This window comes from Mesorhizobium sp. SARCC-RB16n (genome assembly GCF_008520305.1).
Classification (GTDB): domain Bacteria; phylum Pseudomonadota; class Alphaproteobacteria; order Rhizobiales; family Rhizobiaceae; genus Mesorhizobium.
On record NZ_ML703271.1, the window covers coordinates 163849 to 179697 of the forward strand.

Below are 15849 nucleotides of genomic sequence, written 5' to 3' on the forward strand. Positions count from 1 at the left end.
GAAGGATGCGGAGAGCGCCGGTCATACGAGGAGGCCTGGGCGTGCAAGAGAGCAGAGAGTAAGGTCATGTTGGGGACCATTCGTGCCTTCTGGAACGATCAACGCGGCGTAGCGATGCTGTTCGCCGCAATCTTGGTGCCGGTTCTCGTCGGCTTGTCGCTTCTGGCCCTCGATATGAGCCGGGCCAATGGCCTCCACAACGATATGCAGAAGGGCGCCGACGCCTATGCGCTGGCGGCAGCGGCCGAATTGGATGGCAATACGGACGCGATCAGCAGGGCCAACAGGGCGGTTGCGAATCTTCTGACGACCAACGCGACGAAATTTTCGACCTCGGGCTACCATACGCTGGTCGCCGCCGACCTGACCGTGACCTATCTGTCCGGCATTCCCGCCGCCGACAGCATTGCACTCAACGCCGCCGGCATGGACGCCAACAGCCACGACTGGAGCACCACCGATCCGAAGGTGGCGAAATTTGCAGAAGTCACGGTCAACTCCACTGCGTTTGCGACGATCTTCCCGGCGAGCTTTGTCGGAAGCAATGACACGATGAACCTGCAGACGCAGTCGGTGGCAGGGTTCAACAATGCGCTTTGTCAATTCACGCCGATGTTCATCTGCAACCCCTATGCGTCTATCGGAGCGCTGCAGACCGCCTTGTCGGGAACCACGAAGCCGATGATCTGGCTGAAGGAGCAGCAGGGCGGGGCCAGCGCCCAGTATGGCCCGGGAAACTATGGTTTCCTGTCATCGCCGGAGGGGGACAAGAATACGGGTGCGATTACCGAAATGTTCGCGGTCACCAGTCCACCCGCCTGCTATAGTCAGAACGGGGTGACCACCCGTCCGGGCAACATTCCCCCGGTCAACGACGGCATCAACACCCGTTTCGACATATTTTCGAATGGCGGCCCCTACAAGACCGACCCGTCCGTCAATCCGCCCGCACCGAATGTGCGGAAGGGCATGGTCGCGAAGAACCCAGGCAAGAACAATTGCAGCTACTCGGCGCCCAGCAACGGTCAGGCAAGCAACTACATGGCACTGCCGAGGGACAACTGCTTTTATTCGGGCGGCTGCACACAGGCCGGCGTCCTTGGCGACGGAAGCTGGAACTTCACGGGCTACTGGAACGTCAACCATCCGGGCGCCAGCACCACCGGCGTCAAAACCGCATGTGGCGCAAATCCAAGCCGGTACTGCGTCTACAACTTCGAGATCAACAATCCAGGCTTGGCGAGCGGTTCGGAAGCGACGGCGCCGCAATGCAACACGACGACCCAAACCGCCGACAGGCGGCTGCTCTACGTCGCAATCATCGACTGCACTGCGAACTCCGTCAAGGGCGGCGGGCAGACCTTGCCGGTGCAGGCCTTCGCCAGCGTGTTCGTGACCGAACCGGCGGGTGGGCCACCTAATGCCGACATCTACGGCGAGATGCAGGACATCAGTACGGTCGTCGGTCAAAACACGCTGAAGAAGCTTCAGCGCAATGAAGCCCAGCTCTACCGGTAGATGCAGCGATGATCAGGCTCAGCGAAATCATCCGGCGTTTCAAAGGTGAAGAGAATGGGGCGGCTCTGGTCGAGGTGGCAATTATCGTCCCCTTCCTCCTGCTGTTGTCGGCGGGTGTGTTCGAACTCTCCAACATCCTGAACACGCGTTTGCTGCTTGAGGCCGGCGTTGAGGACGGCGCGCGTTACATCGCCCGCTGCAACGACAGCAACTGGAACAATTGCGTTACCCTTGGAACGAACCTGGCGGTAAATGGCGCGGTGACCGGCGGAAGCCAGAGGGTGAAGGGCTGGCTCACTACGCAGGTCACAGTCACCCCGACCCATACGCTTGCTGTCGACCCCGTTACCGGCACTGAGCTCTATCTCAGCAGCACCGCCAATGTGGATGTCGTTGAGGTCAGCACCTCATTCCCCTACGCCGATCTCGGGCTTTGGAGCTATCTGGGGTTCGGAGCGCTCACAATAACCGTGTCACATCAGGAGCGAGTCTTCGGATGGTGACGGCAAAGCGAAAATTCTGTGCGGACCAGTCCGGCGCTACGATGGTCGAAATGGCCGTTGCCATGCCGTTGCTACTGACCCTTCTGCTCGGCTTTGTCGATTTCGGCTACCTCTTCTACCAGTGGAACGCCGGCAACAAGGCAGTGCAGACGGGCGCCAGACTGGCGCAGGTTTCCACACCGATCGCCATCGGGCTGCCTTCCGAAGGAAAAACCCCCGCCAACTCTCTGGATGTCGGTAATGCCGTGCCGGCCGGCACGTATGACTATGTCTGCACCGCAAGCACAGCAGGTGTCGCTTGTTGCAGTATCGGAGGAGGCACGTGCCAACCGGCGAACGCGGACCAGACCTCGTTCGATGCCATCTATAACGGTAGTGGCGGCCGTGCCGGCATGGTCTCTCTTCTGCCCACGCTGCAGAAATCCGAGGTGCGGATCGAATACGCCGCCTCCGGCCTCGGCTACTGGACACGCCCAAGTGGGCCGGTGCCGACCGTCACGGTCAGCATCACCAATCATCCCTTCCAATTCTTCTTTCTGGGCGGACTGCTCGGATTCGGGAACATCACCATGCCCTCCATGCTGAGCACGGTCACGGGCGAAGACATGAAGAGCACGTATCCATGAATGCCATCAACACCAAGGTTCTGCCCACCAAGCGAAAGCAGGTCGCGCTGTTTTCCTCCGATCCGAATTTCAAGCGCGAGGTGGCGACGCGGCTCGATGCGCTGGCGATCTATGATGTGCGGATTTCGGAGACAGGTGATTTCCTCAAAGGGCCGCCCGCCGACACGCGCCCCGGCATCGTCATTCTCGATCTCGGCAGCGGCGAATTGCTCGCCAGCCCGGGCATCGTCGAGGCGCGCGCGCTGTGGGCGACCGTGCCGCTGATCGCGGTTTCGGACGAGCTGACGTCGGAACGGACGCGCGTCCTGGTGCGCATGAATGCTTCGGACTGGCTGCACAAGCCGCTCGACGGCAAGGAGCTGCTCAACGCCGTCACCTTCCACGACAGCGGCAACCAGGGCGCCAAAAGCCGCATCATCACCTTCATCAGCGCCAGCGGCGGCGCCGGCGCCACGACGCTGGCGGTGTCGGCGGCTGAATTCCTGGCCTCGAAATCGACTGAGCGCGCGGCTTCGACCTGCCTGGTCGATCTCGATTTCCAGAGCGCCAATTGCGGCGCCTATCTCAACCTGTTCAACCAGTTCGATCTTGCCGGCATCATCGGCCAGCCGGAACGGCTCGATGTCGAGCTGATGGACGTCATCAAGCTGTCGCGGCCGTCCGGCCTGACGCTCTATGCCTTCGAGCGGCCGCAGCTGCCGTTCGAGCCGCAGGGCGCCGATTTCGTCTTCCGGCTGCTCGACCTCGTCGCCTACCGTTTCGACGACATCGTCATCGACCTGCCGAACATCGAAACGCCCTGGCACAATTCCGTGCTGTCGACGAGCGACGAGATCTTCATCATCTTCGAGCTCAACGTCGCTTCGCTGCGGCAAGGCAAACGGCTCTACAAGAAGATCCGCGAGCTGCGCGGCAATGCCGTCTCGATCACACTGGTGGCCAACAAGCACAAGCGCAAATGGTTCGGCAACCACTTCTCGCGCAGCGAGCTGGAGAAGATCTTCAAGGCGCCGCACATCAAATCGGTCAGCCTCGACAACGCCCTGCTGGCCGACGCCCTGAACCGCGCGATGCTGCCGTCCGAAGTGGATGGGCGGGCGCGCTTCAACAAGGATCTGAAGAAGATGTTCCGCGAGCGGCTCGACGATGCGGCCCGCTAGCGGCCATCGCCTTCGACTGACGGCCGCCTGCCTCATCGGCCTGGCGCTGGCGCCCGCGGCCGCACAGACCGCGTGGGCGGACAGCCGCCCGCCTCTGCCGGCCATGGGTCCCAGCCTGCGCAAGACAGTGGCGTTTTCCACGGCCGAGAAGATTGGAACCATCATCATCCGCAAGCAGGAAAAGGCGCTCTATCTGGTGACCGGCAAGGGCGAGGCCCTGCGCTACCAGATCAGTGTCGGGCGCGATGGATTTGGCTGGACGGGCACGGTCCAGGTGGGGGCAAAGACGGAATGGCCGGCGTGGCGCCCACCCAGGGAAATGCGCGCCCGCCGGCCGGAATTGCCTGACATGGTGCCCTCGGGGCCGTACAACCCGCTCGGCGCAAGGGCGCTCTATCTGCTTCGGGATGGCCGCGACACGCTCTACCGCATCCACGGCACCAACGATCCGTCGGGCGTGGGTTTCGACGGCACGTCGGGCTGTTTTCGCCTGACCAATACCGATGTCATCGATCTTTTCAGGCGCGTGCCTGTCGGCACCAAGGTGGTGGTCCAATGACAACGATCAGCGATCCCGACGAACTGGTGGCGGCGGTCGAACCGCCATTGCTCGACAAGGAGAAGAGCCGGTTCAGGCTCGCCGTTGCCATCTGTGTCGGCCTGGCGCTGTTTGCCCTTCTGAACGCCACCGCGGCCGTGTATCTCTACCGTGGCATCAACGACCTGCGCGCGATCGAGGCGCGGCTGGAGGACCTCGGCCAGTTCGAGCAGCGAATGAGCGCGCGGCTGGACACCGTCAACAACGGATTTCAAAGCCGGTTCGAGGCGCTCGACGACCGGTTGCGGGCGAGCTTCGGCGAGGTCAACGCCACCATCGCACGGCAGGCACCTGAAGTGTCGGGAAATCACGGTGGCGACGAGCCGCGCGTCGTGGAGGTCCCCTCGCCCGCCGAAGATACGACGGCGGTTGCCAGCGCAGCCGAGAGCAGCCAGCCTGCCATCGAGGAAATGCCGCGCATAACGCGAAGGAGGCCGGCTCCGGCAGTGCCTCCCGTGCCAAGCTCCAACTACCAGCGGATCGTATCCCCGGAAGGCAAGGTCACCTATCACAAGATAAATTAGGTCAGGTCCCGGGCACGGCCGCGCAGCGCTAGAAATCTCTCTGCAGCGCCATGATCCGGACACGCCGCGATTCGACGCGCATGCCGAGTTCACGGATATAGGCAAAATGGCAATAGGCGCACGCCGTCAGCCCGATGACCGCCAGCAGACAGTTCAGCCAGGTGAAGTCCATTGTCAGTGAGAACTGAAAACCGCTCGGTGCCGTGAACGCGGCAATTGTGCTGGCGGTCTGCGAGCGGCCGCCGATGAAAATCATCGACCCCGCGAGGATCATTGCGCCATGGTTGGCAAGAAAGAAAGCGGCCGACCTTCTGGCCCGGCATGCCATCCAGCAGATCCCCAGCGCCGCGCCCAGCAACGCGAAATCCAGGACCATCGACCCTCCCAGATAGACATCGACCTGCTGCCAGACCATTCCGGACGACGGATGCAAGGTGAGCCAGACCTTCCACATGTCGGGGCTTGCGGGGTAGGTTCCGAGCAGGATCGTGGCCATTCGCTCCGCCGCCAGGATCAGCAGGACAAAGGCCGGGAAGGCGAAAAGCAATAGTGGTTTGCGTTTCATGGTGCCTCGCAATCTGCAGGACAGATTATGCAACATAGGTTGCGCGAGGCTTAACGGCGCGTTTTTGATTACCGATACCGTGCCTGGTTCCATTTGTGGCCAAGCAGCGAAAGGATGATGATCAGCCCGTTGAAGAACTGGACGTAGAAGCCGCTCAGGCCAGCCGCCACGACGCCGGTCTGGATGAACGACACCGTGACAGCGCCGATCGCGCCGCCGGCCACTGTGCCGATGCCGCCCCAGGTCGGCGTGCCGCCGACGAACACCGAGGCCAGCACCGGCAAGAGATAACCGTCGCCGGCCGTTGGCCACCAGGTGAAGTTGATCATTACCGAGAACGTGCCGGCGATCGCGGCCCCGATGCCGACGAAGACGAACACTTTCACCCGCACGCGCTTGACGTCGATGCCCATCTGCTGGGCGCTGTCGGGATTGTCACCGACCACCTTCACCTGCGCGCCGAAGCGGTGGCGGTTGTAGAGCATCGCCGACAGCACGACGAAGGCGACGGCCCAGAAGATCTGCACCGGAATGCCCAGGACCTGGCTGGAGAAGATCCTGTAGGCCCAGCTGTCGGCAAGGCCGGTCAGCGCCAGCGACTTGCCCTCGTTGATGATCTGGATCAGGCCACGCAGCAGGAAATTCATGCCGAGCGTAGCGATGAGCGACGACAGCCCGCCATAGACGACCAGCGACCCGACGAGGAAGCCGAGCAGCATGCCGGTGACGATTGCCGCAATGATGCCGAGGAACGGATCGTAGCCGGCCTGGACGACCAGGGCGAAGATCCATGCGGCAAAACCCATCGTCGCGGGAAACGACAGGTCGATCTCCCCGCAGGTGACGACAAAGACCAGCGGTACCACCACGAACAGCGCCACCGGCAGCGTGGTCAGCACGGAGCTGTAGAGATACCAGGTGGTGAAGACGGTCGGATTGGCGATCATGAACACCGCCATCATGACGATGAACACGCCGAGCGTGCCAAGCGATGCGCGGTTGTCAAGGATGAAGCCGCGCATCCAGTGATCGGACGGGTGCTTCCACTCGTTCTGGGAACCGCCCTGGCGGGAAATGCCGGCCGCCGGCTCGTGCAGATCAGGCTCCATGGTCTTGCTCATCGTGCTCTCTGCTCCGCGGCCCCGGTGTCGTGCAGTCCGGCCAGCCCGCCCGGATGCGCGACGTCTTCCATGAAGTTGATGAGATCTTCGGCCGACTTGACCTCGCTCCGGTCGGCAGTGAGCGCGACCTTGCCGCGATCCAGCACCACGAAGCGATCGGCGATGTCGAAGACGTGATGGATGTTGTGGCCGATGAACAGGATCGAGCGGCCGCTCGCCCGCACCTGGCGAACGAAATGGAAGACCTTGGCGGTCTCGGTCAGAGACAGCGCCGTCGTCGGCTCGTCGAGGACGATCAGCTCCGCCTGCTTGTAGATGGCACGCGCGATCGCCACGCCCTGGCGTTCGCCGCCCGATAGCTGACCGACGATCGAGTGCGGCGTGAATACTTTCGAGGTGAAGCCGATCTCGCGCATCAGCCGACTCGCCTCCTCGATTTCCTTGCTGACCTTCAGCCAGCCGAGAAAACCGGTGAGTTCGCGGCCCATGAAGATGTTGCGCACGATCGTCTGCTGCACGGCCAGCGCCCGGTCCTGGAACACCGTTTCGATGCCGGCCTCGCGCGAACGTGCCGCATTCCATCCGGTCACCGGCTTTCCCCGGATGAGGATATCCCCGCTGGTCGGCTTGACCACGCCGGAGAGGATCTTGATCAGCGTCGACTTGCCGGCGCCGTTGTCGCCGATCAGGCCGACCACCTCGCCGCGGTCGACGCTGAGATTGACCCCGCCCAACGCATAGACGTGGCCGTAGGACTTAGCGATATCGCGCAGTTCTATGAGACGTTCGGCCATCGGATCCTCGCTTGATTGTCTCGCCAGTTTTCTCGCCAGCGGTCCCGCCGGCCGGGGCCTGATCCCGGCCGACGGCTTGGGAGGTCAGCGCAGCGCCTGCTTGGCGAGTTCCGCGACGATCTTGTAATTTTCGGGCGTGACGAAACCGGCGCCGGTGTCGACATTCATCGGCGCCAGACCCAGCACCACCTGCTGGCACAGGCTGAGGATCGGCAGATAGCCCTGCAGGAACGGCTGCTGGTCGGCCGTCAGCTGCACCCAGCCGCCCTTAAAGCCCTCGACGATCTGCGGGCTGGTGTCGAAACCGAAGTTGAAGATATCGCCCGGCTTGCGCCCCGCCGCCTGCATGTAGGTGGGCACGTTGCCGAGCATCTGTCCGCCGGGGTAACCAACCATTTTCACGTCGGGGTTGTTCAGCAGAGCCGCGGTGATCACCGGTATCGCGAGATTGGGATCCGCTGCCCATTCGGTCGCCGAAGTGATCTGAACCACCTTGATGCCGGCCTCCTTCAGTGCCGCGACAGTGCCGCGCTCGCGCGCGCCGCGGCTCTCATTGTCGAACGGCCCGATCATGATCGCCTTGTCGCCGGCCTTCAGCTTGGCCAGCTTGAAAGCCTCGGCGCCGAGCGCGCGGCCCTGCTGCTCCTGCTGGGCGCCGACATAGCCGCCGCCGAATGCCGCGACGACTGTCGGTACGGGGACGTTCTGGTACATCATCTTGATGCCGTCCTTATGCGCCTGTTCAGCGAGCGGCATGATGGCAGCGTCGCCGGGATGCCCCATCATGGCAATGCCGTTAGGCTTCACCGCCACCGCCTCGCGCATTTGCTGCACCATCTTTTCGATGTCCCAACCCGAGAAGATGTAATCGACCTTGGGCCCGAGATCGGCCGCCGCCTGCTTGGCGCCATTGTAGACGATGGTGCCGAAGGCGTCGCCCTCGGCACCGCCGACGAAAAAGCGGATGTGGACGTCCTTGCACCATTGGGCGTCGAGCGCCTGCGCCGGCAAGGTGGAGATTGCGGCGGTAAGCGCCGTGGCCGCCGCCACGACGGTCGTGCGAAGAAGTGTCGTTGTGATCGCGATGCTCATGCACGTTCCTCCCATTGTTTCCCTCGTCAGCCGAGGGGTCTTTGAACGATTGCCTTGGCAGTACCACTTGCGGCCGGCTCCTCCCGCCGGCCGATCTTCACGTCGGATTTGGCAGGTAGCTCGCACCTCCCCGGCATAGCTTGAGATACTCCAGGGCGCGTGCCTGCCCGGTGATCTCGAGGTCGCCGCGATAGACCGGGTCGTGCCAGCCTTCGATGTCGATGGCGCCCTTGTAGCCGGCCAGCCGCAATTCGCTGATTACCCTTGCCCAGTCGCTGTCGCCGAAGCCCGGCGTGCGCATCTGCACGAACGGCAGGCGGCCGAACACGCCGTGCTCGCGAATGACGTCCCAGCGCACGGTCGCGTCCTTGCCGTGGACGTGGAAGATGCGCGGTGCCCATTTGCGGATCTGTGGAATCGGATCGATCAGATAGACGAGTTGGTGGCAGGGTTCCCATTCGAGGCCGAGATTGTCGTCAGGCAACTCGTTGAACATCAGCTCCCAGGCGTCCGGATTGTGGGCGATGTTCCAGTCTCCGGCAGCCCAGTTGCCGTCCATCGCACAGTTCTCGAAGGCGATGCGAACGCCCTTGTCGGCGGCGCGCCTGGCCAGCGGCCCCCACACCTCGCGAAAGCGCGGCAGGCTGTCAGTCAGCGGCTTGCCACGGAGCCGGCCGGTAAAGCCGCAGACCATCGAGGTGCCGAACAAATGCGCATTGTCGATGACCGTTTCCCAAGCCTGGAGCACGCCACGGTCGACATCGCCGCCCTCCAGCGGATTGCCGAACACGCCGATCGAGGACACCGTGACATCGGCATCGCCGATCGCCTCGCGTATCTGGCCGGCCAGCCGGGGCAAGTCCTTGCCGCCCAGCGTCTGCCAGAAGAAGGGCTGAATGCTTTCGAAGCCGAGCGGCAGGATTGCCTTGATGTAGGCGGCCGGGTCGTCGAGGTTGGCCCGCACCATGGTGCCGATCCTGATGTCGAGAAGCGGGTTTGGCGTCATTGTGCTTCCTTTGCGATCGTCACGCGACGTCCGGTTTCGGCGCTCTCGATGGCGCCAAAGACCATGGCCAGGCTCTTGATGTTGTCGGCGCCGCGCGTTTCCGGCTCGGTGCCGGTCTCGATGGCGTGCATGAAATCCCTGATGATGCCGAGATGGCCGTCGACGCGGTCGGACGCTTCGAGCGCCGGCACCTCGATTGGCTGGATTTTGTCAAACATGCCGTCGCGGCCCGGCACCACCGCTTCCGCCTTCAACCCATCATGGCCGTCCCAGATAAGGCTGCCGCGCTCGGCGACGATGCGCCAGCTTCCCTCCCAACTGGTGCGGAAGCCGGCCGCGCACCAGCTGCCCGCATAGGTGAAAACCTTGCCGCCGCCGAGATCGAAGACCGCGCTGGCCGACGAGCCCTGTCGGTACCAGGAATTGGCCGGTTCCCATTCCTGGCAATGGACGCCGACCGGCTCGCCATCGACCATGTAGCGGGCGGCGTCGAAGGTATGGATCGCCATGTCGAGCAGCAGCACATGGGCCATCTCCTCGCGAAAACCGCCGAAATGCGGTGCGACGAAAAAGTCGGCGTGAATGCTGGTCGCGGCACCGATGGCGCCGGAGTCCAGAAACCTCCGGATGCGTCTGACATTGGCGACGTAGCGGCGGTTTTGGACGACGGCATGGATGCGCCCGGCCTGGCGGGCGGCCTCGACGATGGCGCGGGCATTCTCCGGGCTATCGGCGAGCGGCTTTTCCGTCAGCAGATGGCAATGATGGGCAAAGGCGGAAAACGCCACCTCGCGCCGGGCGGCGGGAACCACCACGTCGAACACCGCTCGCGGTCGGGTCTGGTCGAGCACGGCGTCCAGGCTGGTGCCGATGACGGCGCCACCGAGGTCGTATTCACGCGCCCTCGCCTTCGCCCTGTCGGCATCAAGGTCGACAAGGCCGACAATGGCGAGCCCATCGATCTGCCGCACGGCATCGAGCCAGGCCTTGCTCATCGCTCCGCAGCCAACCAGGACGGCGTCGATCATCCAGCGCTCCTCCCTCTCGGCCCCTCCAGGCCGATCGTCCCGGCGTTCACGGCATTGCCGTAAACGTTTTTCCGTAAACGTTTACGAGAACACACCCGAAGGCGTAGAATGTCAATTGGCCGCCCGCAAAAATTGTCGCTGCGCCTTGGCCTAAGCGGTCGCCGGTGCTAGCCAAGCAAGGGGGAGAACAGTCACTTGGCGTCCAGCATTCACGACCTTGCCCGTCACCTGAACATTTCGATCGGCACCGTGTCGCGGGCGCTGAACGGCCGCGCCGACGTCAATGCCGACACGCGCCAGCGCGTGCTCGAGGCGGCGAGGGCTCTCAACTATTCGCCGAACCAGTCCGGCCGCAGTCTCAGGCAAGGCGCCACCCAGTCGATCGCCTTCATGCTGCAGCCGCATCCGGGCGACCAGGAATATGGCGAGCCGTTCTTCATTCCGTTCCTGACTGGGTTGCAGGGCCGGCTCGCCGAAAGCGGGCTGGACCTGATCGTGGTGATGGGCGCGCCGGGCGACTATCAGCAGGAGCGCCTGCGGCGTGTCGTCGAGACGCGCCGTGCCGACGCGGTGGTGCTGGCCTGGACGCGGCGCGAGGACGAGCGCATCGACTATCTCACCCGGGCCGGCTTCCCCTTCGCCACGCTCGGCCGCAGCCGCTCCGGCGACAAGGCCTACCCCTCGCTCGATCTCGATTTCGAAAAAGCAGGCGCCGACGCGGTCGACCGGCTGGTGGCGCGCGGTCATCGCCGCATCGCCGCCATTCGCCCATCGCTCGATCTGAACTTCGGCTATCTGTTCCTCGACGGCTATCGCAAGGGCTTGCGCCGGCATGGCATCGCGGTCGATCCCGGCCTGATTGCCGACGGCTTCATCAACGAGGCCGGTGGCTACGAAGTGACACCGCGGGTGATGCGCTGCAAGGACCCGCCGACCGCCATCATCTTCAACAATGACGCAATGGCACTTGGCGGCTGCAAGGCGCTGGCCGAGATGGGCATCAAGCCGGGCCACGACATGGCGGTGACCGTCATCGTCGACACGCCGCTCTGCCGCTATTTCTCGCCGGCGCTGACTGCTTTCCGCCCGGCGCTGCAGCCGATGGGTCGGCGGCTCGCCGAAATGCTGCTGGCGTCGCTTCCTGCCTTCGCCGGCCCGGAGGGTCCACGCATCATGCGCGAGGTCTGGCCACTGGAGCTGATTGCGCGCGATAGCGATTGATCATACCAGAACCCGGTGCAGATCGAGGCGCGCGCCGCCTCAAGCAAAGCAACGCCTGGGAGGAGCCTGACGAGCGAAACTCGGGAGCCGCAGCGCATCTCCTCAGGTTCCGCGAGGCGACCCATCGGCGTGTCGAGCACGAAGTTCTTCACCTGCCCAGCCACTTCGGGCCTCCGGTCCATTGGGGTCAGTGTGTAGCCAGGGGGCGAGCACGTTGACATGTAGGCAAGCGTCGCCGGCGACCTGCCGGGCGTCAGTCGCGCGATATGGACAGCCCTGCGAGAAGCGGAGCGTACGCGGCGAGCCTGCGGTATACGAACTCCGTGAAGAGCCGCACGCGCTTCGTCTTGCGTGTCTCCCCCTGTGTGAGAAGCCAGAGCGTTCCGTACATGTGCAGGTCGGTGCCTGGCACCCTCACCAGTAGAGGGTCGGCATCTCCGACGAAGCACGGCAGTGTCGTGATCCCGAGCCCTTGCCGTACAGCAACGATCTGCGCCTCGCCGTCCGTGGTCCTGAACGGAACCCCCGTTGTGCGAACCTCACCCTCGCTGGCCCAGTCTGGTATTCCATGAATGCTTATGACGATCCACCGGATGGGATCCGGCGCGCCCGCACGCCATGCGGCCAGTCGATCGCGGGAGATGTAGACGCCGCCGAACAGCTCCGGTCCCTTCAGGCCGTGAAGATTGAGCGGCAGGGTTTTGCGGTCGTAGACGACACGGATCGCCACGTCGGCATCTCGGTTGGTCAGATTTGCCAGCTCGCCGACCGACAAGATTTCCATCTCGATGTCTGGATGCAGACGCGCGAAATCGGCGAAGTCCGGCATGAGCAGATGTGTCGCAAGGGTCGGTGCCAACGTCACCCGCAGAAGCCCGCGCACACTCTGGTCGCGCCCGAAGACGCGTGTCTCCAGCTGGTGCGACGACGCTTCCATCTGGTTCGCGAGTTCGAGGACCTCCTCACCAGCGGCCGTCAGGCGGTAGCCCGCAGGCAGCTTTTCGAACATCTGCGCCCCGAGGCGTTCCTCGAGCTGAGCGATGCGTCGCAGCACGGTCGAGTGATATACCCCGAGGCCCTCTGCGGCGGCCCGCACTGAGCCTCCGCGCGCGACGGCAAGAAAGTAGCGAACGTCATCCCAGTCGATCATGGTGCAATCCGGCACCGCGCGGTGCGCCCTCCAAGCCCATTCTAACACACTGATCTGTAGCGGCTGGATCGTTTTCGCACCACCGATGTGCGCGATCCCCCACTCACCGCCTGACTTCGGCGAACCCATTTTGTGGATCTCGATGAAATCTCACCGTGCAGCCAACCAGCGAAAGACAAGAAAATGAAAGCACTCGAAGGTAAAATCGCAGTCATAACCGGCGGAAGCAGTGGGATCGGGTTAGCAACAGCCAAGCGCTTCGTGCAAGAAGGTGCGCACGTCGTGATCACCGGGCGAAGAGAGAAAGAGCTGAAGGAGGCCGCAGCCTTCATTACGAGAAACGTTACGACGGTCGTCGGCGACGTGTCGCACTTGGAAGATCTGGACCACCTCTATGCCGTCGTGAAAGAGAAACATGGTCACATCGACATTCTCTTCGCGAACGCGGGCGCAGGGACAGTCGCACAGCTCGCGGTCGCTACTGGGGCCCATTTTGACCAGACCTTCGATGTGAACGTGAAGGGTCTATTCTTTACGGTCCAGAAGGCCCTTCCTCTCTTCAAAGACGGCGGTTCGATTATCCTGACCTCTTCGGTTTCGAACGTGATGGGGCTGCCCGGGTTCAGCGTGTACGCCGCGAGCAAGGCGGCTGTACGCAACTTCGCGCGCGCTTGGACACTGGAGCTGAAGGACCGCAAGATCCGGGTGAATACAATGAGCCCTGGACCGATCGAGACCCCCGCCCTGGCGACAACGACGGGCCTTACCCCTGAGCAAGCTGAGCAGGCGGCCGCCCAATTTGCCTCGCAGGTCCCCATGGGTCGCAGGGGCCAGCCAGAGGAAATAGCGGCTGCTGTCACGTTCCTCGCCTCCGATGAAAGTTCTTACATCACGGGCGTGGATCTCGCCGTTGATGGAGGGCTGGCGCAAGTCTGACTCCTGGCATCACACACGATCGGAGAAACATCATGAGCTACGCAATCATCGGCTTCGGCAATATCGGCAAGGCCCTGGCCAAGGCGTTTGCCCGCAAGGGCATCGAAGTATCCGTCGCTACCACGCGCGACCCGGAAAGCTTTGCAGCCGATGCGGCCGCGATCGGGCCTACGATCATTCCCAAAAAGCTGGCGGACGCCGTCACGGCGGACATCATCTTTTTGGCAGTTCGTTTCGAGTCGCACCCGGACGTCGCGAAGGCGCTGCCCACCTGGCGGGGGAAGACCATCGTCGATGTGACCAATGCCTACGGCGTGCCCCCTGAGCAACTGGGAGGACAGCCTTCGTCCAAGTTCATCGCGCAGGCTTTCTCCGGTGCAAGGCTGGTCAAGGGCTTCAACCATTTGATCGCTGACACCCTTGACCAAGACCCGGCCGTGCATGGTGGCAAGAGAGTCGTTTTTCTGGCGAGCGACGATGACGCTGCGGCGGAGATTGGTGCGCTTGCGGAAAATCTCGGTTTCGCGCCGATCAAACTTGGCGGGCTTTCGGAAGGTGGATTGCTTGTGCAGGCGCGCGGAAACAGCTGGGGTCAACTGATCTTCAAGGACCTGGTCAAGTTCGACGGATGAACACGACGTCCCCATCGGCAGGGGCACGACATACGGATCGGATCGCGCGCGATCCGATCCGACGGAAATGGAGAATCCCTATGAGTACCGAGAAGAACGTCCAGGCCGTGAAGGACTTCTTCGCCGCAATCGGCCGCGGCGACAAGGAGGCTCTGCTGGCGCTGGTCGCCGAAGACATCGAGTGGATCATTCCGGGCGAGGACTGGCCGCTGGCCGGAACGCGCCACGGACACGCCGGGCTGGTGGATTTGCTTGAGACGGCATCCAAGTCGATAGAAACGCCCACGGAACCCGGGGAGTTCGTGGCGCAAGGAGACCGGGTCCTGGTCGTCGGCTTCGGGAGGGGAAAGATCAAAGCCACGAACAAGACGTTCGAGGACGACTGGGTCTTCGCCATCACGGTCCGGGACGGTAGACTGACGAGCATCCGGGAGTGCGTCGACACACAGGCCCTGGCGAGGGCCGCGCAGATGGACGCGGCCGGGTCGGCGTGGCCGTCTGCCGCCATTGGGTTGGGGTAGACGGGTAAATCAGCCGTGGATCGCCCTCTCGCGCGGCGTGCGTTCGTCGATGCCCAACCGAAAGGAGATACCGATGTACGACCAATCCCAATTAGCCGAGTTGATCCGGTTCGCACGAGTCGATGCGGGCTCCACCGTCATCGACGTTTACCCAGGCGACGGCGACTGGACCCGTATCTTCTCGGACATCGTGGGACCCCAGGGGCGGGTCTACAGCTTCGTGCCAGCCGAAGTCGCTCACTTCAAGAACGATCCGGTCGGCCGCATGCGAACGCTCGCGAAGGAGCCGGGCCGAGAGAACGTCGAAGCCGTGTCGGCGAACCTCGTGGCGATGCCGGAGGTCACACAGCTAGCGGATGTTCTGTGGCTGCACCTGTTCTACCACGATCTCCACACCGCGCTGATCCAGGCCAGGGGCGCGACGGCAACCGAGTTCAATCGAGCCGTCTATGAGCGGCTGAAGCCCGGTGGGTCCTACGTGATCGTGGACCACGCCGCCGCCGTCGGGGCTGGCACGAGCGACGCCCAGTCGTTGCATCGGATTGAGCCTGCCTCCGTTCGCGAGGAGGTGGAGGCGGCCGGCTTCGTACTGGACGCGGAAAGCACCATGCTCGCGAACACAGACGATCCGCACTCGATCAAGGTGTTCGATCCTTCGATCAAGGGCAAGACCGATCGCTTCGCCTATCGGTTTATGAGGCCCTGAAAGTGAGTGATCCGCCCTACAATGAGCAGCGCGCGACCGAATATTTGAACGCCACAAAGCCGCGAAGGTCAGGTGATCATCATGAATGAGCTCTGCGACTGACGCTGACCGGGTCCAATCCAGACAAGCCCGCCGGCCCATGATGTCC

The 15849-nt window shown here is 63.1% G+C and carries 18 protein-coding genes; 11 read left to right on the forward strand and 7 right to left on the reverse strand.

The annotated features are described in order from the left end of the window. The first annotated feature begins 66 nt into the window (after positions 1-66). From C7I87_RS20485 to C7I87_RS20510, 6 genes are read left to right on the forward strand one after another with little or no spacing between them, the layout of a single operon-like run. Positions 67-1518 (forward strand): TadE/TadG family type IV pilus assembly protein, encoded by a 1452-nt coding sequence (locus tag C7I87_RS20485; RefSeq protein ID WP_149905920.1) that lies wholly within the window; start codon positions 67-69, stop codon positions 1516-1518. Between the two features lie 8 nt (positions 1519-1526). Continuing rightward, a complete protein-coding gene (locus tag C7I87_RS20490; RefSeq protein ID WP_149905921.1) occupies positions 1527-2021 on the forward strand; it encodes a TadE/TadG family type IV pilus assembly protein in 495 nt (164 codons plus the stop codon). Beyond that, a complete protein-coding gene (locus C7I87_RS20495; protein WP_149905922.1) occupies positions 2015-2647 on the forward strand; it encodes a TadE/TadG family type IV pilus assembly protein in 633 nt (210 codons plus the stop codon). The genes C7I87_RS20490 and C7I87_RS20495 overlap by 7 nt, the downstream gene beginning before the upstream one ends. Beyond that, entirely contained in the window at positions 2644-3807 is a 1164-nt protein-coding gene (locus C7I87_RS20500) for a CpaE/TadZ family protein (RefSeq protein ID WP_149905923.1), read from the forward strand. The genes C7I87_RS20495 and C7I87_RS20500 overlap by 4 nt, the downstream gene beginning before the upstream one ends. Beyond that, a complete protein-coding gene (locus C7I87_RS20505; protein WP_149905924.1) occupies positions 3794-4366 on the forward strand; it encodes a L,D-transpeptidase in 573 nt (190 codons plus the stop codon). The genes C7I87_RS20500 and C7I87_RS20505 overlap by 14 nt, the downstream gene beginning before the upstream one ends. After that, positions 4363-4929 (forward strand): hypothetical protein, encoded by a 567-nt coding sequence (locus C7I87_RS20510; protein WP_149905925.1) that lies wholly within the window; start codon positions 4363-4365, stop codon positions 4927-4929. Before C7I87_RS20505 ends, C7I87_RS20510 begins: the two co-directional genes overlap by 4 nt. A gap of 28 nt (positions 4930-4957) precedes the next feature. On the opposite strand, the gene C7I87_RS20515 is transcribed toward C7I87_RS20510, so the two are convergent. The 6 genes from C7I87_RS20515 to C7I87_RS20540 form a co-directional block, all read right to left on the reverse strand. Continuing rightward, complete coding sequence (locus C7I87_RS20515) at positions 4958-5425, reverse strand: hypothetical protein (RefSeq protein ID WP_246696326.1); 468 nt, start codon at positions 5423-5425, stop codon at positions 4958-4960. 137 nt (positions 5426-5562) lie between these two features. Then, positions 5563-6615, reverse strand: coding sequence for an ABC transporter permease (locus tag C7I87_RS20520; RefSeq protein WP_149905926.1), 1053 nt, complete (start codon positions 6613-6615; stop codon positions 5563-5565). Next, positions 6612-7409, reverse strand: coding sequence for an ATP-binding cassette domain-containing protein (locus C7I87_RS20525; protein ID WP_149905927.1), 798 nt, complete (start codon positions 7407-7409; stop codon positions 6612-6614). The genes C7I87_RS20520 and C7I87_RS20525 overlap by 4 nt, the downstream gene beginning before the upstream one ends. A gap of 84 nt (positions 7410-7493) precedes the next feature. Beyond that, positions 7494-8501 carry a substrate-binding domain-containing protein gene (locus C7I87_RS20530; protein ID WP_149905928.1) on the reverse strand — a complete coding sequence of 336 codons (1008 nt, stop codon included), beginning with the start codon at positions 8499-8501 and terminating at the stop codon, positions 7494-7496. Positions 8502-8598: 97 nt separating this feature from the next. After that, complete coding sequence (locus tag C7I87_RS20535) at positions 8599-9507, reverse strand: sugar phosphate isomerase/epimerase family protein (RefSeq protein WP_149905929.1); 909 nt, start codon at positions 9505-9507, stop codon at positions 8599-8601. After that, a complete protein-coding gene (locus tag C7I87_RS20540; protein ID WP_149905930.1) occupies positions 9504-10535 on the reverse strand; it encodes a Gfo/Idh/MocA family protein in 1032 nt (343 codons plus the stop codon). The genes C7I87_RS20535 and C7I87_RS20540 overlap by 4 nt, the downstream gene beginning before the upstream one ends. A gap of 195 nt (positions 10536-10730) precedes the next feature. Here C7I87_RS20540 and C7I87_RS20545 point away from each other — a divergent pair, with 195 nt between their 5' ends. Continuing rightward, a complete protein-coding gene (locus C7I87_RS20545) occupies positions 10731-11756 on the forward strand; it encodes a LacI family DNA-binding transcriptional regulator (protein ID WP_149905931.1) in 1026 nt (341 codons plus the stop codon). A 253-nt stretch (positions 11757-12009) separates the two neighbouring features. Here the strand turns inward: C7I87_RS20545 and C7I87_RS20555 are convergent, their stop codons facing one another. Next, positions 12010-12906 carry a LysR family transcriptional regulator gene (locus C7I87_RS20555; RefSeq protein ID WP_149905932.1) on the reverse strand — a complete coding sequence of 299 codons (897 nt, stop codon included), beginning with the start codon at positions 12904-12906 and terminating at the stop codon, positions 12010-12012. 183 nt (positions 12907-13089) lie between these two features. Here C7I87_RS20555 and C7I87_RS20560 point away from each other — a divergent pair, with 183 nt between their 5' ends. From C7I87_RS20560 to C7I87_RS20575, 4 genes are all read left to right on the forward strand, one after another. After that, positions 13090-13842 carry an SDR family NAD(P)-dependent oxidoreductase gene (locus C7I87_RS20560; protein WP_149905933.1) on the forward strand — a complete coding sequence of 251 codons (753 nt, stop codon included), beginning with the start codon at positions 13090-13092 and terminating at the stop codon, positions 13840-13842. Between the two features lie 32 nt (positions 13843-13874). Continuing rightward, complete coding sequence (locus C7I87_RS20565; RefSeq protein WP_149905934.1) at positions 13875-14474, forward strand: NADPH-dependent F420 reductase; 600 nt, start codon at positions 13875-13877, stop codon at positions 14472-14474. 80 nt (positions 14475-14554) lie between these two features. After that, positions 14555-14995 (forward strand): nuclear transport factor 2 family protein, encoded by a 441-nt coding sequence (locus C7I87_RS20570; RefSeq protein WP_149905935.1) that lies wholly within the window; start codon positions 14555-14557, stop codon positions 14993-14995. A 73-nt stretch (positions 14996-15068) separates the two neighbouring features. Then, positions 15069-15701 carry a class I SAM-dependent methyltransferase gene (locus C7I87_RS20575; RefSeq protein ID WP_149905936.1) on the forward strand — a complete coding sequence of 211 codons (633 nt, stop codon included), beginning with the start codon at positions 15069-15071 and terminating at the stop codon, positions 15699-15701. Positions 15702-15849 lie beyond the last annotated feature (148 nt).